This window comes from Selenomonas sp. (genome assembly GCF_057272215.1).
In genome coordinates, this window is record NZ_DBHIUY010000003.1 from 109044 (window position 1) to 128951 (window position 19908).

Annotated in this window: 18 protein-coding genes and 2 tRNA genes; 16 read left to right on the forward strand and 4 right to left on the reverse strand. The window is 54.6% G+C overall.

What is annotated here, in order from left to right; genetic code table 11:
- Positions 1-17: 17 nt before the first annotated feature.
- The 13 genes from flhA to ACO5Z0_RS03795 all read left to right on the forward strand — a co-directional run bounded on the left by flhA (position 18) and on the right by ACO5Z0_RS03795 (position 13727).
- The gene (gene flhA / locus ACO5Z0_RS03735; RefSeq protein WP_442675880.1) at positions 18-2090 is read left to right on the forward strand and encodes a flagellar biosynthesis protein FlhA; all 2073 of its coding nucleotides are present in this window, start codon (positions 18-20) and stop codon (positions 2088-2090) included.
- A 42-nt stretch (positions 2091-2132) separates the two neighbouring features.
- A complete protein-coding gene (flhF, locus tag ACO5Z0_RS03740) occupies positions 2133-3842 on the forward strand; it encodes a flagellar biosynthesis GTPase FlhF (RefSeq protein WP_485649266.1) in 1710 nt (569 codons plus the stop codon).
- 4 nt (positions 3843-3846) lie between these two features.
- On the forward strand, positions 3847-4782 hold the full coding sequence (locus ACO5Z0_RS03745) for a MinD/ParA family protein (protein WP_442673003.1): 936 nt from the start codon (positions 3847-3849) through the stop codon (positions 4780-4782).
- 16 nt (positions 4783-4798) lie between these two features.
- Complete coding sequence (locus tag ACO5Z0_RS03750; protein ID WP_442673004.1) at positions 4799-5482, forward strand: flagellar brake protein; 684 nt, start codon at positions 4799-4801, stop codon at positions 5480-5482.
- A 200-nt stretch (positions 5483-5682) separates the two neighbouring features.
- Positions 5683-7800, forward strand: coding sequence for a chemotaxis protein CheA (locus ACO5Z0_RS03755; protein ID WP_485649267.1), 2118 nt, complete (start codon positions 5683-5685; stop codon positions 7798-7800).
- A 16-nt stretch (positions 7801-7816) separates the two neighbouring features.
- Positions 7817-8278 (forward strand): chemotaxis protein CheW, encoded by a 462-nt coding sequence (locus ACO5Z0_RS03760; protein ID WP_442673006.1) that lies wholly within the window; start codon positions 7817-7819, stop codon positions 8276-8278.
- 82 nt (positions 8279-8360) lie between these two features.
- A complete protein-coding gene (locus ACO5Z0_RS03765; protein WP_442675876.1) occupies positions 8361-8978 on the forward strand; it encodes a chemotaxis protein CheC in 618 nt (205 codons plus the stop codon).
- Between the two features lies 1 nt (position 8979).
- The gene (locus ACO5Z0_RS03770) at positions 8980-9465 is read left to right on the forward strand and encodes a chemotaxis protein CheD (protein ID WP_442673828.1); all 486 of its coding nucleotides are present in this window, start codon (positions 8980-8982) and stop codon (positions 9463-9465) included.
- Between the two features lie 14 nt (positions 9466-9479).
- A complete protein-coding gene (locus ACO5Z0_RS03775) occupies positions 9480-9866 on the forward strand; it encodes a hypothetical protein (RefSeq protein ID WP_485649268.1) in 387 nt (128 codons plus the stop codon).
- A gap of 24 nt (positions 9867-9890) precedes the next feature.
- Entirely contained in the window at positions 9891-10649 is a 759-nt protein-coding gene (locus ACO5Z0_RS03780; protein WP_442673830.1) for a FliA/WhiG family RNA polymerase sigma factor, read from the forward strand.
- Positions 10650-10672: 23 nt separating this feature from the next.
- Complete coding sequence (locus ACO5Z0_RS03785) at positions 10673-12076, forward strand: flagellar assembly protein A (RefSeq protein WP_442673826.1); 1404 nt, start codon at positions 10673-10675, stop codon at positions 12074-12076.
- A 60-nt stretch (positions 12077-12136) separates the two neighbouring features.
- Complete coding sequence (locus ACO5Z0_RS03790) at positions 12137-12469, forward strand: hypothetical protein (RefSeq protein ID WP_485649269.1); 333 nt, start codon at positions 12137-12139, stop codon at positions 12467-12469.
- Between the two features lie 184 nt (positions 12470-12653).
- Positions 12654-13727, forward strand: a complete 1074-nt coding sequence (locus ACO5Z0_RS03795) for a hypothetical protein (protein WP_485649270.1) — start codon at positions 12654-12656, stop codon at positions 13725-13727.
- 93 nt (positions 13728-13820) lie between these two features.
- On the opposite strand, the gene ACO5Z0_RS03800 is transcribed toward ACO5Z0_RS03795, so the two are convergent.
- A tRNA-Arg gene (locus ACO5Z0_RS03800) sits at positions 13821-13897 on the reverse strand.
- Positions 13898-13899: 2 nt separating this feature from the next.
- Positions 13900-13976 (reverse strand) — tRNA-Pro (locus ACO5Z0_RS03805).
- Between the two features lie 137 nt (positions 13977-14113).
- On the opposite strand from ACO5Z0_RS03805, the gene ACO5Z0_RS03810 reads away from it, so the two are divergent.
- The 3 genes from ACO5Z0_RS03810 to ACO5Z0_RS03820 are packed head-to-tail and all read left to right on the forward strand — an operon-like array spanning position 14114 to position 17054.
- Positions 14114-15058: a sirohydrochlorin cobaltochelatase gene (locus ACO5Z0_RS03810; RefSeq protein ID WP_485649271.1), complete on the forward strand. Its 945-nt coding sequence runs from the start codon at positions 14114-14116 to the stop codon at positions 15056-15058.
- On the forward strand, positions 15033-16325 hold the full coding sequence (locus ACO5Z0_RS03815; RefSeq protein ID WP_485649272.1) for a purple acid phosphatase family protein: 1293 nt from the start codon (positions 15033-15035) through the stop codon (positions 16323-16325). The genes ACO5Z0_RS03810 and ACO5Z0_RS03815 overlap by 26 nt, the downstream gene beginning before the upstream one ends.
- 36 nt (positions 16326-16361) lie before the next feature.
- The gene (locus ACO5Z0_RS03820) at positions 16362-17054 is read left to right on the forward strand and encodes a flagellar brake protein (RefSeq protein WP_485649273.1); all 693 of its coding nucleotides are present in this window, start codon (positions 16362-16364) and stop codon (positions 17052-17054) included.
- 140 nt (positions 17055-17194) lie between these two features.
- Here the strand turns inward: ACO5Z0_RS03820 and ACO5Z0_RS03825 are convergent, their stop codons facing one another.
- Both ACO5Z0_RS03825 and ACO5Z0_RS03830 read right to left on the reverse strand, forming a co-directional pair.
- The gene (locus tag ACO5Z0_RS03825; RefSeq protein WP_485649274.1) at positions 17195-18496 is read right to left on the reverse strand and encodes a M18 family aminopeptidase; all 1302 of its coding nucleotides are present in this window, start codon (positions 18494-18496) and stop codon (positions 17195-17197) included.
- Positions 18493-19881, reverse strand: a complete 1389-nt coding sequence (locus ACO5Z0_RS03830; protein WP_485649275.1) for a sodium:solute symporter family protein — start codon at positions 19879-19881, stop codon at positions 18493-18495. Before ACO5Z0_RS03830 ends, ACO5Z0_RS03825 begins: the two co-directional genes overlap by 4 nt.
- Positions 19882-19908 lie beyond the last annotated feature (27 nt).

Genomic DNA, 19908 nt, shown 5'->3' on the forward strand with positions numbered 1-19908 from the left:
AGAGGAGCAAGAACAGCATGGCGACAGAAAATCCGACGCTTTCCAATGGCTTCATAACGAAATACAGCGATATCTTCATAGCTGTAGCAATCGTCACGATTGTCATCATGATGATTATTCCATTGCCTACGGCTCTTCTTGATTTGTTAATTTGCGTAAATATCACGCTTGCACTCGTCATTGTCATGGTGACGATTTATAATGTGGAAGCTTTGGATTTTTCCGTTTTTCCATCTTTGCTTTTGGTCACGACGCTCTTTCGGCTTGCGCTTAATATATCGGCGACAAGGCTGATCCTCTTGAACGGCTATGCCGGCGATGTCATCATGGCTTTCGGCAACTTTGTCGTCGGCGGCAATGCACTCGTCGGCTTCATCATTTTCGTAATTCTCATCATCATCCAGTTCATCGTCATCACAAAGGGTGCGGAGCGTGTCGCAGAAGTTTCGGCGCGTTTCACGCTCGACGCGATGCCGGGCAAGCAGATGGCGATTGATGCTGATCTGAACCAAGGAGCCATCACGGATGCGGAAGCGAGCAAAAGGCGCTTAAAGATTCAACAGGAAGCCGATTTTTACGGTGCGATGGACGGCGCCTCGAAGTTTGTCAAGGGCGATGCTATCGCCGCCATCATCATCATCATCATCAATATTACGGGCGGTTTTGTCATCGGTATGCTGACGCGCAACATGTCGGCATTGCAGGCGCTGCAAAGCTATACTCTGTTGACCGTCGGTGAAGGTCTTGTCAGCCAGATTCCGGCTCTGATGATTTCGACGGCGACGGGCATCCTCGTCACGCGTTCGGCTTCTTCCAAAGGCAATCTCGGTCTTGACGTAGCGATGCAGCTCTTTAACCGCAGCCGTATTTTCTATATCGTCAGCGGCGTCCTCTTTTTCCTCGCCATCGTTCCGGGTATGCCGGGGCTGCCGCTCGCGGCTCTTTCGATTCTTTGCTTCCTCGCGGCGCGTCGTTTGCGCAGTTCGGAAAAAGTGGTCGAAGAAATCCCCGAAAAGAAGAAAGCCGACAAGGCGAAAGCGGATGCTACGAAACCCGAGAATATTGTCAATCTCCTGCAGGTTGATCCGATGGAACTTGAGATCGGCTACAGCTTGATTCCGCTGGTTGACACGGGGCAAGGCGGCGATCTTTTGGAGCGTATCGTCATGATCCGTCGGCAGTGTGCTTTAGAGCTCGGTCTTGTTGTACCGACAATACGCATACGGGACAATATTCAGATTAAGCCAAACAACTACATCATCAAGCTCAAGGGCATAGAAGCGACGCGCGGCGAACTCATGCTTGATCACTATCTCGCGATGAATTCAGGCACGGTTTTTGAAGAGGTGCCGGGCATCGAAACGACGGAGCCGGCTTTCGGGCTCCCCGCGCTTTGGATTTCAGAAGATCAGCGTGAGCAGGCAGAGCTCAACGGCTATACGGTTGTTGACGCTGTTTCCGTTCTTGCGACGCATTTGACGGAGGTCATCAAGGCGCATGCGGCGGAGATTCTTGGCCGCCAGGAGACGCAGAATCTCCTCGATAACTTGAAAAAGACGAATGCAGCTCTCGTTGAGGAAGTTGTGCCTGAAGTCCTCGCTGTCGGTGAGGTGCAGAAAGTCTTGGCAAATCTTCTGGCAGAACGCGTCTCCATTCGAGATATGGAAACGGTTCTTGAAGTGCTTTCCGATTATGGACGTGCGACGAAGGATACGGATATCCTCACCGAGTATGTGCGCCATGCACTTGCACGCCAGATTTCACAGCAGTATGTTCAGAACAATGTCTTGCCTTGCATCACGCTCGATCCCGGGCTGGAAAATCATATAGCGGGCGCCGTGCAGCGTACCGAGCACGGCTCTTATGTGAGTCTCGATCCAGATACGATGCAGCGTCTCCTGGCATCGCTCAACGCGGAATTGCCTAAGCTCACGAATATGGGCTATGAGCCGATCGTACTCACAAGTCCTGCGGTGCGAACCTATTTCCGCCAGCTTGTTGAGCGTTCCGTGCAGGGGCTTGTCGTTCTTTCCCATGCGGAAATCGAGCAGACGGTCGAACTTCAGATTCTTGGGACGGTGAGAACTTAATTGCGCATCAAGGTGTTCCAGGCTGCCACGATGAAAGACGCTATGGCTCAGGTGAAGGATGAGCTTGGCGACGACGCGGTGATCCTGCATACAAAAAAAATAAAGAAGGGCGGCATCCTTGGGTACGGCGCAAAGGAGATTTTTGAAGTGACGGCGGCTCTCGACGAGGTGCCGCGCCGCCCACCCAAGAAACGCGAAGAACGTCTCCCGACGCTTGCTGAACTGCAGGCGCAGGAGGCGTCGCCAAAGGAGTCGCCTAAGAGCGCGGTGCCGCTGCCGCAGGGGCATGCGGCGCGAGCTGTGCAGGGAGAGACAATGACGCCGCTTGCTGTGCCGCAGGACGGACAGGCAAGAGCAGTTTCTGCATCCGTTGCGACAGCCGTAGATCCTTTGCAGATGCAGATGCCTGTACAGCAGGCGACCGCTGCAGCCCAACCGCAGAGGCGTCTTTCGCAGAGTGCAGCAAAAAGCTATAAGACGGCAGGAACGGAAGCGGCGGTCGCTGAGGCGAAGCGGCAGGCATACGATTCGGCGCCCGATGTGACAGCGCCTGTTGCCGCTGGGAAAGAACCGTTTGTTCCGGCGTTTCCATCGCAGGAACAGGCGGCGGAATCGTTTCTGCCGCTCGTTCCTGCCGCAGAAAAAGCCGAATCGCTTGAGCCGCCTGCACGCAAGGCGCGGCGCAAACGGGCTGCCACTGTCAAGCGAAGAAAGCTGCGTGCTGCGGAGAAAAAGGATACTCTTGATGAGGCGGCGGCATCTTCATCCACAGCCGACGTAGCGCCCAGGGCGAAGCCTGTGGATGAAAAGGCGGCGCAGGCGTCGAAAGAGGATGCAGCCCAAAGGCAGGAATCCGCTACGAGATTGCCTGAAAAAGGCGATGCAGAGCGTCAACAAGAAACGATTGAGGCTTTGCAGAACGAGCTTCTTCAGATGAAGGCGATGCTCGTCCAGGTCGTCAGCAAGGAAAAGGCGCCGGAAGATGAAATGTCTTTGCAGCAAGCCTTGAAACAGCAGGATGTCGAACCGGACATCATCGAGGATGTCGTGCTGCAGCTGCCCGCCGAAACCATCTTGGCAGACAAAGATACGCCGCTTGCCCTTGAAGGTCTGACGAAGTATCTCGCCGACAACATGCAGATGGCAGACGGTCTTGAACTCAAGAGCCGCAAGCGCAAGATAGCAGCTCTTTTAGGTCCGACAGGGGTCGGCAAGACAACGACGCTCGCCAAGATCGCTGCGCAGTGTGTGTTGGAAAAAGGCATCAGCACGGCATTCATCACGGCAGATACCTACCGCATTTCAGCAGTCGAGCAGCTCAAGACGTATGCCGACATCTTAGGGCTGCCGATCGCCATCGTATATACGCCGGATGAGCTAAAAGAAGCCATACAGAAGTTCCGACAGAAGCAGCTTATACTCATCGACACGGCGGGGCGCAGTCAGCATAATCGCCGCCAGATGGCGGAGCTCAAGGATTTTCTTGCCGTCAATCCCAATATTGAAAAGTACCTCGTCTTGAGCGCCACGACGAAGAATGAGGACGCGAAAGATATCGTGGATAAGTTTTCCGTATGTAAGCCTGACAAGGTGATTTTCACCAAGACGGATGAAACGAAGAGCCTTGGCATTATCTTGAATATTTTGTGCAAAAAGGATATGCGGCTCTCCTATCTGACCAATGGGCAGAGCGTTCCGGACGACATTGTATCGGCGGAGGCGGGAAAGCTTGCAGAACTTTTTTTGAGGTAGATGTATGGAGGATCAGGCAGCGAGTCTCCGAAAGCTCGTAGAAAATAAAAAAGATCCCGCCGCCACGGACGTCGGCAAGGATGCGTCGGCAGGTGCAGAGCCTGCCGCACCGACTGCGCCGCGTCCTCTGCCCAAAGAAGGCGCACGCATCATCGCCGTCACGAGCGGCAAGGGAGGCGTTGGCAAATCAAATCTTACGGTAAATCTTGCGCTCGCTTTCATCGCTGAGGGAAAAAATGTGCTTGTCATTGATGCCGACCTTGGCATGGCGAACGTCGACGTCCTCTTGGGAACATCATCTAAGTACAATCTTCTGCATCTTCTGGATGATGACGTGGTGCTTGATGACGTCATCCTCAAGGGACCGTATGGGATTCGCTACATTTCAGGCGGCTCCGGTATGGAGCAGGCAGGAGAATTCACTCCTGCCGAACGCAGCCTGCTGGAAGAAAAACTCACGGGCTGCGGCGAGATGGCGGACATCATTCTCATAGATACGGGGGCAGGTATCGGCAGAAATGTTCTCGACTTCATTCTGGCGGCAGACGAGGTGCTTCTCGTGACGACGCCTGAGCCGACGGCGCTGACCGATGCCTATGCCGTTATGAAGGCGTACAGTATGTATGCCGCGAAACCGAACATGCGCCTCGTCGTCAATCGCGTTTACGATGAGGCGGAAAGCCTGGAAGTGGCGGAAAAACTTAAGAAAACGGCAGAACGGTTCTTGCACATGGATATCGGCTGTCTTGGTGCGATTTATGAGGACCGCAACATGATCCAAGCCGTGCGGCAGCAAAAGCCGATCTTAGAAGCATATCCAAGCTCGCTTGCAGCGAAGTGTATCAAGGCGATTGCACGAGCAATTCTCTACGGGGAGAAGGTTCCTGTAAAAAAAGGCTGGAAATCATTCCTGCAATATTTTCTTGATTTCACTCGATGATAGGGAGGTGCCTGTTATGGCCGGCGATTTGATCAATGCGGCAAAGGTGTTAAAAATTGGGCAGAGGGTTGAGTTTTACCTCGAAGATGACGATATAAAGTATACGAGCCGTATAGAAGATATTACTTCGGATCGATTGGTTGTTGCCATGCCTGTGGATGAGAAACGTCGTCCTGTCATACCGGCAGTTGGTGAACAGCTCTATGGACTTGCTGTAGATGAGATGTGTCGTTACCGCTTTTTTTCTGTATTCAGGGGAAAGGCGCGGGATCCGATTCCTGTCTGGAAGATCACGAAGCCCGAGGTCGTTGAGCGTCACCAGAACCGCGGTTTTGTGCGTGCAATGGTGCGTTTGCCCATCCAAGTGCGGATTATCAATACGGAAGGTCGCGAGGGCGACTTGATGAATCTGCGAACCACAGATGTCAGCGGCGGCGGCGTTTCCTTTATCGCGCCGCACCATGTCAAGATCAACAGCCGTGCGGCCATCGTGTTCACGAACTTCCCCAACATCGGCACATTGTCCGTCATGACGCGCGTTGTACGCTGTCAGCCTCTTGCGTCGAATGATCGCGGCTGGCAGATCGGGGCGCACTTCCTTGAGCTTAATCGAGGAACGATGAATAAAATCGTCCATTTTGTCTTTAGCGAACTCCGCCGTCAAATTGCCCTGCACCCGGACAGTCCCGGTCGTGAATAAATAAAAGCAGGATTTTTGACGGTGGCGGCGAAGAATATAAGAATGATGCAAGTGATTCGCGATTCGCGTGCTGCCTGGCTGGTACCAAGGCTCTTGGCGAAGGTTGCGGAGCAAACTGACAGGCTGCTGGGCCTTTTGAGGTGATGCTGCACTAAGCGGTAGTTCCTAGAGGCAGCAGAAAACAAACAGGGGGATTTGAAATGGAAACAAATCAGTACATGGACATGTTTTTGGACGAGTCACGCGAACATCTGCAGTCCTTGAACGATGGTCTGCTGAGCCTCGAAAATGACCCGAACGAGGTGTCCGTCGTCAACGAGATTTTTCGTAACGCGCATACATTGAAGGGTATGTCGGCGACGATGGGGTTCAATAAGATCGCTGAGCTTACACATGAGATGGAAGACGTTCTTGATCTTATCCGCAACAATCAGCTCAAGGTGACGGAGGACATCATTGAGACGATCTTTAAGTGCCTTGACTCCCTGCAAGAAATGATCGAAAACGTCGGCAATGGCGATCCTGAGGATCTCGTTGATGTTTCTGACCTCGTGAAAAAACTCTCGTCCATTTCGAAAGGCGAGCCGCAGCCAACGGCAGATGTCGCAGAACCGCCGGCTCCGACAGCTGCTGAGGCGCCTGCAGAAGCTGCGCCGATATCCTCGCTGGACTACACGGAGGACGATAAAGATGCAATGAAGGCTGCGAAGCAGGGCGGCATGGACGTGTTCCATATCCATATCCGTCTCGCCGATACATGCCTTTTGAAAGCAGCGCGTACATACATGGTCATGAATGCCCTCGAAGAGATTGGCGACGTCATCAAGTCGGTTCCCCCGGCAGAGGAGCTGGAAGCGGAGAAGTTCGATCACGATTTCGATCTCGTGATTGTGACGACTTCCGATGCACATGCAATATCCGATGCACTTGCACCTGTCTCCGAACTTGAAGAAGTGAAGATCGAGCAGGTCGATCCTGATAACCTTGCAGCCCCGGCATCAGCTCCTGCAAAGCCTGCGGCCGCCGCTGCTCCCGCTGAAGCGCCGCCTGCTGCACCTGCGCCGACACCGGTTCCTGCGGCAAAGCCCGCTGCCAAACCTGCGGCAAAACCCGCAGCGAAGGCTCCGGCGAAGCCGGCGCCGGCTGCTGAGAAGAAGCATCATGCGAGCCAGTCCGTGCGCGTCGATATCGAAAAGCTCGACAATCTCATGAACCTTGTCGGTGAGCTTGTCATCAACAAGGTGCGCCTTGAGCAGATCGGCACGACGAATCGTATGCCGGAACTTACGGAAACCTTAGAACAGATGGATCGAGTGACGACGGATCTGCAGAATGTCGTCATGAAGGTTCGAATGGTTCCGGTCAGTCAAGTGTTCAATCGTTTCCCACGCATGGTTCGTGATATCGCAAAGGAACTCAACAAGGACATTAACCTTACGGTCGAGGGTGAGGAAACCGAACTTGACCGTACGGTTATCGATGAGATCGGCGATCCGCTGATGCATCTTCTGCGGAACTCGCTTGACCACGGCGTCGAACATCCCGATGACCGCGAGAAGAAGGGCAAGCCGCGCACGGGCGAGGTTGGTCTTATCGCGCGACATGAAGGAAACAATGTTGTCATTATGGTCACGGACGACGGTGCGGGCATTGATGCCGATAAGATTCGTGCCAAGGCTGTGGAAAAAGGCATTTACACACAGGATGAGGTTGATACGATGTCTGATGCGGACGCCGTACGCATCATCTTTGCACCGGGTTTCTCAACGGCGGAGCAAATTACGGATATCTCCGGTCGCGGCGTTGGCATGGACGTTGTGCGCAGCAAGATCGAATCCTTGGGCGGTCACGTCGATGTTGAAACGAAGATCGATGAAGGCTCTGTATTCAAGATCAAGCTGCCGCTGACGCTCGCTATCATCCAGGCGCTTCTCGTGCGCGTGCAGGAAGAGATGTATGCGATTCCGCTCGGTTCCATCGACAGTACGATCAACATTCATCCCGATGACATCAAGACGGTGCAGAATCAGGCGGTTATCGTGCTGCGCGGTCAAATCATTCCGATCATCAATCTCAGCAATGCACTCCAAGTGCCGCGTACGAAAGAAGAAGACAATGACGATATCTTTGTCGTCGTCGTTTATGTCGGTGAGCGTAAGGCTGGTATTGTCGTCGACAATCTCATCGGTCAGCAGGAAATCGTCATCAAGACGCTCGGAAAACTCCTTTCCGGACTCAAGATCTTCTCTGGAGCGACTGTGCTCGGAGATGGCCGTGTCGCCTTGATTTTGGATGTAGGCACGGTCGTGCAGCAGTAAGGGGGAGGATTTAGACATGGCTAAGGAAAAAAAGGCAATTATGGAAGATGTTCAGGTCGCTGCATTCAAGCTCTTGAAAGAAGAGTATGGCGTAAACATCCTCAATGTGCAGGAAATCAAAGTTTTGACAGATATCACACGCGTGCCTTTCGCGCCGGACTATATCAAGGGCGTCATCAATCTGCGCGGCAGTGTGCTGCCGGTCATTGACCTCAAGCGCCGCATCGGTCTTGAAGATGCTCCCTACACGGAGGCAACGCGCATCGTCATCATGAAGATTGGCGAGTTTTCCATCGGTATGATTGTCGATGCCGTGACTGAGGTGCTGACTATTTCCGGACGTGATATCAATGCCGCGAAGGATGTCAGCGACAACACGAGCAATCGTTTTGTCAGCAGCATCGGCAACATTGATGCGCGTCTGATCATCATGCTGAATCTCGATGAAATCGTCGATTTGCCGGAAGATATGAAATAAGATTTTACGACCTTCTCCTGTCCGGCAGGACAGGAGAAGGATATTTCTATCGGATCATGCCAGTATGCTAGAGGGTGCAGCTATGACGGAAGATATTATTGACCTCTCTCCTGTGCAGCTCGATGTGCTGCGGGAAATAGGAAATGTCGGCGCCGGAAATTCTGCGACAGCTTTGTCGCAGCTCATCAATCGCCGCATTGATATGAATGTGCCGAAGGTTTCGGTCGTTCCGCTCGACGAAGTTCCCGACCTCGTCGGTGGTCCGGAAACGATCGTCGTCGGCGTTTTTCTGCGTGTTTACGGCAAGGCGCCGAGCAATATCCTGTTTCTCATGCCGCAAGACAGCGCTTTCTACCTCGTGGATGCTCTTATGGGCAAGGAAGCGGGGGAGACGACGCATCTTGATATGATGGCGGAATCTGCCTTAATGGAAATCGGCAATATTTTAGCGGGCGCCTATCTCAACGCGCTTTATAGTTTCACGAACCTCTCATTGATCCCCTCCATACCGGCGCTTGCTATGGATATGGCAGGTGCGATTTTGAATGTCGTGCTCGTGCAGCTCGGACAGATGGGGGATCATGCCATGGTCATTGAGACGGAGTTCCTTGCGGAGGATGATGAGCTTCGCGGACACTTCTTCCTCGTGCCGGATCCAGGCTCCATGGAAATGATTCTTTCGGCAGTGGGGGTTGGATGATATGGCTGATATGTTACGCGTAGGAATCGCGGATTACAAAGTCGGTAAGGCTCCGCAGCAGATCATCAGCTATGGTCTTGGATCGTGTATCGGCATATCCCTCTACGATCCTCAGACAAAAGTTGGCGGACTTCTCCATATCATGCTGCCCGACAGTACGCAGGCGAGAGCGCACGAGAATCATGCAAAGTTTGCCGATACAGGCGTACCTTTAATGCTCGGGGAGGTCTTGAAGCTCGGTGCGGTGAAGAGCAGGCTCGTCGCGAAGATTGCAGGCGGTGCACAGATGTTTTCGTTCGCCAATGCATCCGATGTCATGCGCGTGGGGCTTAGGAATGCCGAAGCTGCCAAAAAAGCGCTGGCTAAGGAAGGTATACGGATCATTGCTGAAGATACGGGCGGAACCTACGGACGCACGGTGCAGATTGACTTGACAACGGGCGATTACAAGGTCAAGACGATCGACCGTGGTGAAAAAATCATTTAACGGGGGAAGGGACTTTGTTTAAGATTGGAACAGCGCTTGTCTCGGGCGTCATAGCAGCCTTTCTTGCCGTCTTGAGCGCCGTTTCCGCAGGTGCGCGGTTTTCGACGGTTGCGGGGAGGAGCTTTGCGGTATTTCTCGTTGTTACTGCTCTCGTATTTCTCGTCACATTCCTCATGGAGAAGCAGTTTCCAGCTCTTTTTGCACGAACGGCTGAAACGGATATTTCAGCTGTGAAAGAGGGAAAACCGCCATCTACGACGAATGATACAGATGAGGTAGGAGATACGGCAGATGTCGCAGAAGATGGGGAAACGGCAGATATGCAATCGGAAGGCTCGGAGCAGGATTTGGAATCGGCGATCACGGAAGAGCCTGTCGTTGCTGCCCCACAGGGAGAATGACTAGACGAGGAGGCGGCTTGATTGATGAAAAAAGCAGACCCCCCCTCCGCAGAAATCCAAACGCTTTGGTCGCTTTATCGCGAGACGCGCTCACCGGAAGTTCGTGACAGGCTTGTCGAAAAGTATTTGCCGCTCGTCAATATTATTGCAGGACGTGTTGTCGTCGGTTTGCCTGCGCATGTTGATCGTGATGATCTCGTTTCGAGCGGCTTTTTTGGTTTGCTTGATGCGATTGAGCGATACGATGTTGAGCGCGGCAATAAGTTTGAAACGTATGGCGGCGTGCGCATTCGCGGCGCCATGCTCGACTATTTGCGCACGATGGATTGGATACCGGTATCGAAAAGGCAAAAGATTCGGCGGTATGAGCAGGCTGTGACGAATTTGGAAGGGCGCTTGGGGCGTTCGGCAACTGACGATGAGCTTGCCGATGAACTCAAAATATCGAAAAAGGAATTGCACGATCTCGTTTCACAGACAAATATTGCAACGGTCATTCCGCTGGAAGAGTATGTGCGAACGGAATCACCGTCTTCACAAACGATTGATCCCGAAGAAAATGCTGAGAAGAATGAACTGCGTGATACTTTGGCGAAAGCGATTGACCAGCTGCCTGAAAAGGAGCGCACGGTTGTTTCACTCTATTATTATGAAGAACTCACTTTGAAGGAAATCAGCTTGATTCTGCATCTTTCGGAGGCGAGAATTTCTCAGCTCCATACGAAAGCGGTCTTTCGGCTCAGGGGCTTTTTGGCTAGGTGGAAAACGAGTCTCATGGAATGAGGCACAAAGGAGGCACATAGGGCATGAGCGATAATGCAATGGGAGCGTCTGCGGCTGACGGAGACAGGCCGGTCTACAGTAAGATCAACATCCATATCAGCTCGGACAAGATGGTGGCGACGGTTGGTTTCGACCATACGGATTCCGACGTTTATCCGACGCCGGAGATGATTAAGAAGGCGCTTCAGGACAAAGGCGTTGTCTTCGGCTTCGATGAGAAAGCGATCGAGCAAGGGGCAAAGGATGGGCAGGATTTCGAGGCGGCGCTCGGGCAGGAGCCGCAGCATGGCGAGGATGCCTATCTGAAGAAGAATTACGATCTCGGCGTCAAGGGGCGTCCTAAGACCGATCAATATGATCGTGCAGACTACAAGGATATGAATCTCTTTGTGCTGGTAAAGCAGGGGGATCTCCTCGCTGAAAGGATCCTGCAGACGGATGGCGCGCCCGGCATGAATGTTCTCGGCGGCAAGATCAATCAGAAGAAGGGGCGGCCGCTGGTGTTCAAGGCGGGCAAAAATTCTTCGATTCGCGATGAGAACTTTCTCTATGCCGATATTGACGGACAGATCGTTGATACGGGCAAAATCATCGGCGTTGATCCGCGTCTTGTGATCAAGGAAGATGTGGGCGTTGGTACGGGAAATATTGAGTTTACCGGCGCCGTTGCTGTTCAGGGCAGTGTGCAGGCGGGCTTCGTCGTCAAAGCGACAGGTGATATCGAGGTTGGCGGCATCGTTTCGGGCGCTGAGGTTGAGGGGCGCAATATCTTCATCAAGGGCGGCATTCAAGGCATGAATCGCGGTTTTGTCAAGGCGAAGGAGACGCTTACCGCGTTTTTTGCTGAAAATGCCGAGATCGAAGCGGGCAAGGATGTCGCGATTGCAGACGTTGTCTTGAATTCTCAAGTGCGGGCGGGCAGAAAAGTCACGGTACTTGGAAAACGCGGGCAGATCATGGGCGGTTCGACCTTTGCCGGCGAAGAAATTGAGGCGACGCAGATCGGAAACCCTGCGAATGTCGCGACGAAGCTCGAAGTCGGTATCAATCCTATGGTGCAGCGTCAATACAAGAGTGTTTGTCAGGAATATGGTGATACGAAGAAGAAGCTCGATGATATCAAAAAGACGCTTACGACGCTTGGCAAGGTTGACCTCAGCAAGCTGCCGCCCGAACGGCAGGAGTTGGTTGCGCAGCTCGGGAAGGCTCGCTTCCAGGTGGAGGAGCGCCTTGAGAGTCTCGTGGAGGAAATGGACGAACTTGAGGAAAAGATCCAGAGCATGAAACGCGGCCGCATCCGTGCCGCTGATACGATTTATCCGGGCGTGAAGCTCAAGATCAACAATGTTATCAAAAATATTCATTCCGAGGAGAAGCGTTGCACTTTGAGTGTCGAGGGTGATCAGATCCGCACAGGTGCGTATTGATTTTTTGCCTTTTTCGTGATTTCTTTTGCTTGAACTGTTCGGAAAGGACGGATGGAACGCATGGATGTAACCCCAATGAGCTTGCAGGCGATCGTACCGCGCACATCCGAAGCGACGCAGGTGCAGCACAATATGAACCAGCAGTCCGCGCTGCAGCAGGATTTCCAAGCCGTGCGCGACAAGCAGGAAACGGCGTTGAAACAAACGCAGGTCAGAAAGAAAGATCAAGCGGAGGAAGAGCGTATCAAAGATGATCCTGAACGCCGTAAGAAGCAGGGACGCGGCAGACGCGGGGATCGAGGCGGTCGCCATGAGGCGGATGAGGATGAGGCGCCGACGGAGAGACTGGCTGTCGATGTGTTTCGCGGACGTAACATTGATATATCGCTGTAGAGGTGTCCTATAGGAAGCGCCGATAAAATGAAGTTGTCCGGACGTGTGAAAATGGGTGACTGAATGTATCCGCGCTTCCTGCTAAAGGGGCTGTCGCATAGCCGCATTAGGCTCATGCGGCAGCCCCATTTCTAAAGAGAGCAGAGCGTATGTATATTTTTAAAGATAAGGGGAGCTGCGAGAAGTGATCACGGAAATTTTGGGCGCTTTGATCGTTTTGGGGGCGGTGCTCGTCCTCGTCATGCGGCGGCTTTTGCATAAGGGGAAAGGGAAGGAACAAGAATCGGTGGAGGTTTCTGCCAGTCGCCTGCGCTATGAGATCGAGCGCTCGGGTGACGCCGTCATCGGCAGGATGCAGATTCATGTCGAACGCTTGGAGAGGCTTTTGGCAGAGGCGAATGCACAGAAAGCGGCGCTCGATGAACGTCTGAATGCTTTGGCGCAATGGGAAAAGGTCTATGGCGCACAGCTCGGCGCTCTTCCAGCGCAGATGAATTTCGCTGCTGCGCCCCCCGCAGCAGCTCAACAAACGACTTCGGCGGCGCAGTCGCGCACTGCGCACCAGATGAACGCCTCTCTAGCATCGCAGCAGACGGTTGGGGCGGCTGCTCCCATGTCTTCGGCGACGTCTCCGGTGGAGGAAGCGACGAATTTCCATGCTGCTCTCATGGAACAGATGACAGGAAGAACGGTAGGCGGCTCTATTGACTTGCAGCTGTATCCGGAAGAGTGGACGTCGCCGGATGCAGAAAAGGCTGCGGACTATGATCGCGCTGCGGCGCGGGTGGAAGGTTTGGCGAAGACTTCGTTCGATGCCGCGCACGCATCGATGTCTGTCGATTCGTATGCTGAGACTGAGGAAGAAGAGGTGGCTGAAGCGTACGAATATCCGGATGCGGACGAGATCGAATATGCGGCATACGAAGAAGAAGGCGAAGAGGAAGGAGAGGATGTTGCGCCGGACGACGAGGAGCGCACGGAGGATGTCTTGTCGGAAGATGAAGAGGCAGAAGATGAGCCGTCCGAAGAAGATTCGCTGACTTTTGCATCGGAAGATGAGATCGAAGAAGGAAACGAGGCGTCTTCCCATGCGGTTTTGAAGCAACAGCAGGAGCAGATCCGCGCCTTTTTGCGTCAAGGGCTGAGCGTCGAAGAGATTTCTCAGCGATTGGGATTGGGGCTTGGCGCGATCGAACTCATAAGGCATATAGAGAAGCGAACACAGGAAACGAAGAATCAAGCGGCGCAGGAAGAGTAAACTGCACGAACAAACGCTCGCTCGTGGACATTGTGCGCTGCCTTTAGTAAAATAAAAAGGGCTTGGCATAAAATGCCAAGCCCCGTACATGTCTGGTGCGACAGGAGGGATTCGAACCCCCGACCCACGGCTTAGAAGGCCGTTGCTCTATCCGACTGAGCTACTGACGCGATGGTCGGAGCAGCAGGATTTGAACCTGCGACCCCCTGGTCCCAAGCCAGGTGCTCTACCAAACTGAGCCATGCCCCGAAAATCGCACATGCAAAGTGTATCATGCGCAATAAAGAAATTATAAAGGACGCTGTGCGCTTTGTCAAGGTTTTGTCCTGAGGCAGAATATTTTGTATGAGGTTAAGTTAATGATGCAGGAAAGAGGCGATACATATATGGCACATACGGGTTACAAGCTCCATGATGAGGTCAAGACGGCAGGCAGGGCGTTGAGAAGAGCGGCAAGTCTTGGCGTACTTGCCGCGGAGAATGCGGCGCTCTTTAAGCGTGAAGAGCGCGATGCCATTCTTGTCATGAGTTTTGGCACGACCTTTAAGGAGACACGTGAAAAGACGATCCTTGCTGTGGTGGAAGAGATACGGCGCGAGCATCCGAATGCCAAAGTGATGCTCGCGTTCACTTCGCACATCGTCATCGAGCGTGTCAAGGCGAACGAGGGGATTTCCTACCCGACGCCTGAAGAAGCGCTGCAAAAACTCAAGGATGATGGATATACGCGCGTGGCGCTCGTTTCTCTCGACATCATCCCGGGCATCGAGTATGCGTATAAGCGCGAGGTGTTCGAGGAGTGCCGCACATGGTTTTACAGGATGACGCTCGGCACGCCGCTCGTGTATTGGCAGGGGCAGGAGGAAAAGCGCGACGATGTCGCCGATGTCATGACTGCTGTCGCCAAAGATCTGCCGCCATGTGCTGCGGATGAAGCCGTACTCCTCATGGTTCATGGCACGCCGCATCCGGCAAATGCTTATTACACCGTTATGCAGGAACGCTTGGAGCAGCAGGGACAGCATCGCATCTATATCTACAGTGTAGAGGGACGGCCGCATTTGGATGATGTTCTGCCGAAACTGAAAAAGGCGTGTATAAAAAAGGTCACGCTCGTGCCGCTGATGCTTGTGGCAGGCGATCATGCGACGAATGATATGGCAGGCGACGCGCCGGACTCGCATAAGGCTGTTTTGGAACGGGAGGGATTCGTCGTGCAGACGATTCTTCGGGGTATCGGCGAAAACGATGCTGTGCGCAAAATTTTTGCAGCGCGTGCGCAGGAGGCGTATGAGGCGCTGTACGATGGAAGTTTGTGCAATGATGTCTGAAGCGTTCGTTATTTCGCGCCGCAGGTTTTTGAACATATCATCAAGGACTGTTGCTGCACTGGGGCTTTTCGGTCTTTTTCCTGCATCATGGCGGCGGGTGTTTGCCGCCGATGGTCTGGATGCGTTTTTTGTGCGTCAGATCATCACGGAGGATAGTCGGACTTCGCGCATGATCGCTTGGGAGTCTGCCGTGAGCGAGCCGGAGGCTGTCGTCGATCTGCGGTGTGCGGGTGCGGCGGATGTTTCTTCGTTTGCTGCGCGTGAGAAGGTTTTCGTCGACGGCGGCGAGCGGCTTTTTTCGCATGAGGCTCTTTTGACAGGGCTTGCTCCCGATACTTCGTACGAGTATCGCCTGCGCACGGGCGATACGGCGTCGCCGTGGTTCTCGCTTCAGACGGCGGCGGATGGTACGTTCAAGGCGTTGATATTTCCTGATTCGCAGTGTTCGGACGGCTATCGCACATGGCGAAATGCGGCGGAGAAGGCGGCGCAGCAGCAGTCGGACGCCGGCTTTTTCATCATGATGGGGGATCTTGTCGACAATGGCGAGGCTGCCTACCAATGGCGGCAGTGGTTTGAGGGGGCGGCGAAGATCATCGCCCGCCTGCCGTGTGCGCCTTTGATGGGCAATCATGAGGCGTATGATCTCAACTGGCAGTGCCGCTTGCCTTTGGGCTGGCTCGGCTATTTTCCTGTACCGGGGAACGGCAGTCTGCATTTTTCGGGCTGGTATTATTCGTTCGACTGGGGAGTGTGCCACTTTGCTGCGCTCAATACGCAGTGGGAAGAAGTCGATGCGCTGCGGGCTGGACTTTTCGAGGAGCAGGCTGCATGGCTGCGCCATGATCTGGCGGCGAGCCGCAAGAAGTGGAAGATCGTTTTGATGCACAAGGATATCATCGAGTACGATTATCCTGATGGGAGCGATCCTGTCACGGGCGATATCAGTGCGACGGGGCGGGCGCTGATGCCGATCTTCGACGAGCTGCGTCCCGACGTCGTCTTGACGGCGCATCAGCATACATATCGGCGGCTCGGGCATATTCTGCACTTTGCGCCGAGCGAGGATGGTCCTTTTTACATCGACACAGGCAACTGCGGCAACTGCTACTATGATGTGCCGCAGAATATGCGCTTTGACAAGAAGATGCTCGCGCAGCCCGAACGCGGCAATTATATGACGCTTGAGGCGTCCGCAGGGCAGCTGCGCTTCCAGTGTTTTCTGCCTGACGGCAGCCTTGCCGACGAGGTGGTTTTGCAGAAATGATGGAATGGAATGGATATTGCAGAAAGCAGAGGGAATATGACGACAGAGAATGGGACGGCAGAGCGCTTTGCGCCGGAAGAAGCGCTTGTCTTAGAGGAGAAAATTTATTTTTTGCAGGAGAACGGAAAGAAAACGCGCGTGGGAAGGCTCAAAGAGATGTCGGTGGATCGTCTCGTCGTCGAGATGCAGATGACGGACGCAGAATATGCGCATGGTCCGGAGACGAACGCGCATTTTCGCTGCGCCATGCCGAGCGAGAAGTGCACCTACCGATTCGAGTCTGCGTTTTGTGCGAGCAGTCCGCTGCCCGATCGCATCTGGTACATGGAGCTTCCCACTGAGGTCGAACGTCAGCAGAAGCGCGATTTTGTGCGCGTGCCCGCGCCGTTTCCCATGCAGGTAACGCTGTCGAATCTTTACGGCGGCAAAAATAAGCCGAAGGAGACGACGCTCGTCGATCTCAGTGGCAACGGTGTGTCCTTCGTTTGGAAGGAGCCGTTGGAAGATGGTATGGAAATCGAGATCTCCATACCGGATCTGCCGGCTGTCGGCGAACTTCATACGACAGCCGTTGTCATGCGCTCGATCGACCGTACAGCGCTTGCAACGCCCGTTTATCATATCGGCGCACATTTTGCCAAGTACCTCGACAAGAGACAGCAGAATCAGCTGGTGCGATGTATTTTTTTGCTGCAAAGAAAGTATTTGGAACGAGGGCTTGGCATTTGAGGAACGCTGTTAAAAGGAAGTCGCAGAGGTTTGTGAAGATAGGCGTTTGACTTGATCTGTGATTTCTTAAAACGCACCCCCGAAAGTCCGAGATGGATTTTCGGGGGTGCGTTGCATTTTGTGAGACTGCGTGCAGATTTTTAGGCGAGGAATACTTTCAGAAGCCGTTCCAGTGCATCTTGATCGGCGCAGCCCATCGTTTCCCTTGCGGAGTGCATGGCGAGCAGCGGTGCGCCGATGTCCATCGTGCGCACAGGAACGAAGGATGAGGCGATGGCGCCGAGTGTGGAGCCGCCGCGGCTGTCGGCGCGGTTCACGAAGCGCTGCCAGGGGATCGCGTGCTCTTCGGCAAGCGCCCGCACGATGGCGACGGCTTCGGCGTCGCCCGCATAGCTTTGTGATGCCGCCTGCTTCAAGACGACGCCTGCGCCGAGCGTCGGACGCACGTTTGGGTCGCTCTTTGCCGCGTGCGAAGGATGTACGGCGTGCGCTACATCGACGGAGAGCAGGAAGCCTTCGGCGAGTGCGCGGATGAGAGCGTCGCTTTCGTCCGTGCGTTCTTGATAGATGCGGCGGAGCACGTCGCTGAGTACGGTGGAGCCTGCGCCTTGCTTCGTGCGGCTGCCGACTTCTTCGTTGTCGAAAAGTGCGATGAGGCGAAGCCCTTCGTCGGGACGTGTTTCTTCGATGCCCTTGAGGCAGGCGAGAACGGATGTGAGGTTGTCGAGCCGGGGGGATGAGATGAATGCGTCGTCCATACCGAAGGTGCAGCCTGTCTCGCATGGATAGGCGCTGAGATCGTAGGAGAGGATTGCCGTCGGTTCCACGCCGCAGGAGGCGGCAAGCCACGGGAGGAAGAAATCGCTTTTTGCCGCTTCCGCACCGACGAGGGCGGCGAGCGGCAGCATGTCCTTCTGGGCGTTCAGGGCGCCGCTTTTGTTGACCTCGCGGTCCATGTGGATGGCAAGGCTCGGAATCGTCATGAGCGGTTTTGGAAAATCGACGAGCTTCTCTTCGGGATGAAAGGCGTCGCTGCCGCGCAGCATGACTTTGCCTGCAAGGGAGAGCGGGCGGTCGAGCCATGTGCGCAGAATGAGACCGCCGTATGGCTCGACGTTCAAGCTGCCATAGCCGTCGCTTGCTATGCCTGCGGCGGGTTTCAGGCGAAAGCATGGGAAGTCCGTGTGCGCCGCTGCCATGCGAAGCGGTGCGCCGCAGCCTGCGAGAGATTTTTCACCGAGGGTGAAAGCGAGGAGCGTCGAGCCGTAGACTTTGACGAAGTAGCGTCCGCCGGGAAAAAGCCGCCATGCGGCGGCGGGATGCAGCTCTTGGAAGCCCGCGCGTTCTAGTCGTTCTGCGCTTTTTTCGACGACATGGAAGGGCGATACGGCGCAGGTGATGAAGTCGATCAGTTCTGTTGCTGTCGTGTTTGTCTTTGTCATGAGAGGATCCCTCCGTTGTTTTTCGGTGGTTTTTTGCAAAGTTTTGGCAAGATGAGCGCGGCGCTCGTGATGAGGCCGATGAAGAGCGGGTGTATGGAGCTTTTGCATACGATTGCCGCTGCAGCAACTGCCGTCGAGAGAAGCATGGAAGCGACGGCGCGGCGCGGCGAGAGGCGCCCGGGCAGGAATACCGCCGCTGTCAGCGGCAGGAAGATGCCGCCGCCGCGAAGTGCCATAGACAGGTAGTTCCAGACGAGTACTTCGCTGTCGATGGTAAAAAGTGCGAAGAGGGCGGCAAGTCCCATCACGAGAAGCACGGTGAGACGGTGCAGGAGAAGCAGCCGCTTTTCGCGCGTCACGGCGAAAAATGGCGCGAATACGTCGTGTGAGAGCATGGTTCCAATACCGAGCGAAAGACCGCCGATGCTGCCGACGAGGGAAAGTACGATGCCGCCCATAGCGACGCTGCCGATGAAAACGCCTGCATGTGTAAAGAGGTAGGCGGGCAGTGCGAGGATGGGCGCGATGTCGGGCGCTGCCGCGTGCATGTAGACGCCGATGATGGAGCAAGGCAGACCGACGGGAATGACGATGAGCGCGGCGGTAAAGGCGCCGACAGCAGCCGTGCGCGGGTTGGCGGCGGAGAAGATGGCTTGGATGTAGGATTGTGTGGATAGGATACCGACGATGAGAGAGAGGAGCCCTGCGGCGATGCTTTCTGCACCAGCGCTCATAAGGCTCAGTGTCCCCTCTTTCAGCGGTGTGTTCACCGTGACCTCGGGCAGACCTTGCCATGCGGCGATCCCCGCGAAGCAAAGACTCAGCCACAGGATGAGCATTTTCAAGACGCCGCCGACGCCGGCGCTTTTCATGCCGCCGAAGAAAACGTATCCGGCGACGAGTACGACGAGAAAAAGCGCCGCTTTGCCGTGACCGACGCCAAAAACGGCGGCGATGAGATGAAGTCCCGGCAGCGTGCTGGCGACGGCGCTGAAGAAGATGCCGATGGAAGATACGAGACTCGAAAAGACGCCTGCGGGCTTGCCGTAACAGATGCCGAGAAACTGCGGGATCGTCTCAAGCGCGGTGCGCCGCAAGGGACCGGCGTAGAAAAGTCCCATGAGGATCAGGGCGATCCCCGTGCCGAGTGTGAACCACCAAGCGGAAAGTCCGAGGGAGAAGGCGAGCTGCGCCGTGCCGACCGTCGCGCCGCCGCCGACGCAGGTACCGGCGATCGTACCCGCGACGAGCGGCGCACCTGCACTGCGCCCGTTGAGGCTGAAGCCTTCCGCCGAGTGAATGGAACGCGCAGCGTAAAGCCCGACGGCGATGACGAGTGCGATGGTCGAGAGCATGATCGCAAGCTGCTCTGCGGAAATCTCCATAGCGTGAAAACCTCCCCAAATATTTTC

What these genes read in the sequence shown, in the direction of transcription:
- ACO5Z0_RS03815 (WP_485649272.1), top strand. Translation starts at nt 15,033, where the DNA reads ATGGAAGTTTGTGCAATGATGTCTGAAGCGTTCGTTATTTCGCGCCGC.
- ACO5Z0_RS03820 (WP_485649273.1), top strand. Translation starts at nt 16,362, where the DNA reads ATGACGACAGAGAATGGGACGGCAGAGCGCTTTGCGCCGGAAGAAGCG.
- ACO5Z0_RS03755 (WP_485649267.1), top strand. Translation starts at nt 5,683, where the DNA reads ATGGAAACAAATCAGTACATGGACATGTTTTTGGACGAGTCACGCGAA.
- ACO5Z0_RS03785 (WP_442673826.1), top strand. Translation starts at nt 10,673, where the DNA reads ATGAGCGATAATGCAATGGGAGCGTCTGCGGCTGACGGAGACAGGCCG.
- ACO5Z0_RS03780 (WP_442673830.1), top strand. Translation starts at nt 9,891, where the DNA reads ATGAAAAAAGCAGACCCCCCCTCCGCAGAAATCCAAACGCTTTGGTCG.
- ACO5Z0_RS03765 (WP_442675876.1), top strand. Translation starts at nt 8,361, where the DNA reads ATGACGGAAGATATTATTGACCTCTCTCCTGTGCAGCTCGATGTGCTG.
- ACO5Z0_RS03830 (WP_485649275.1), bottom strand. Translation starts at nt 19,881, where the DNA reads ATGGAGATTTCCGCAGAGCAGCTTGCGATCATGCTCTCGACCATCGCA.
- ACO5Z0_RS03810 (WP_485649271.1), top strand. Translation starts at nt 14,114, where the DNA reads ATGGCACATACGGGTTACAAGCTCCATGATGAGGTCAAGACGGCAGGC.
- flhF (WP_485649266.1), top strand. Translation starts at nt 2,133, where the DNA reads ATGGCTCAGGTGAAGGATGAGCTTGGCGACGACGCGGTGATCCTGCAT.
- flhA (WP_442675880.1), top strand. Translation starts at nt 18, where the DNA reads ATGGCGACAGAAAATCCGACGCTTTCCAATGGCTTCATAACGAAATAC.
- ACO5Z0_RS03825 (WP_485649274.1), bottom strand. Translation starts at nt 18,496, where the DNA reads ATGACAAAGACAAACACGACAGCAACAGAACTGATCGACTTCATCACC.
- ACO5Z0_RS03790 (WP_485649269.1), top strand. Translation starts at nt 12,137, where the DNA reads ATGGATGTAACCCCAATGAGCTTGCAGGCGATCGTACCGCGCACATCC.
- ACO5Z0_RS03760 (WP_442673006.1), top strand. Translation starts at nt 7,817, where the DNA reads ATGGCTAAGGAAAAAAAGGCAATTATGGAAGATGTTCAGGTCGCTGCA.
- ACO5Z0_RS03745 (WP_442673003.1), top strand. Translation starts at nt 3,847, where the DNA reads ATGGAGGATCAGGCAGCGAGTCTCCGAAAGCTCGTAGAAAATAAAAAA.
- ACO5Z0_RS03770 (WP_442673828.1), top strand. Translation starts at nt 8,980, where the DNA reads ATGGCTGATATGTTACGCGTAGGAATCGCGGATTACAAAGTCGGTAAG.
- ACO5Z0_RS03750 (WP_442673004.1), top strand. Translation starts at nt 4,799, where the DNA reads ATGGCCGGCGATTTGATCAATGCGGCAAAGGTGTTAAAAATTGGGCAG.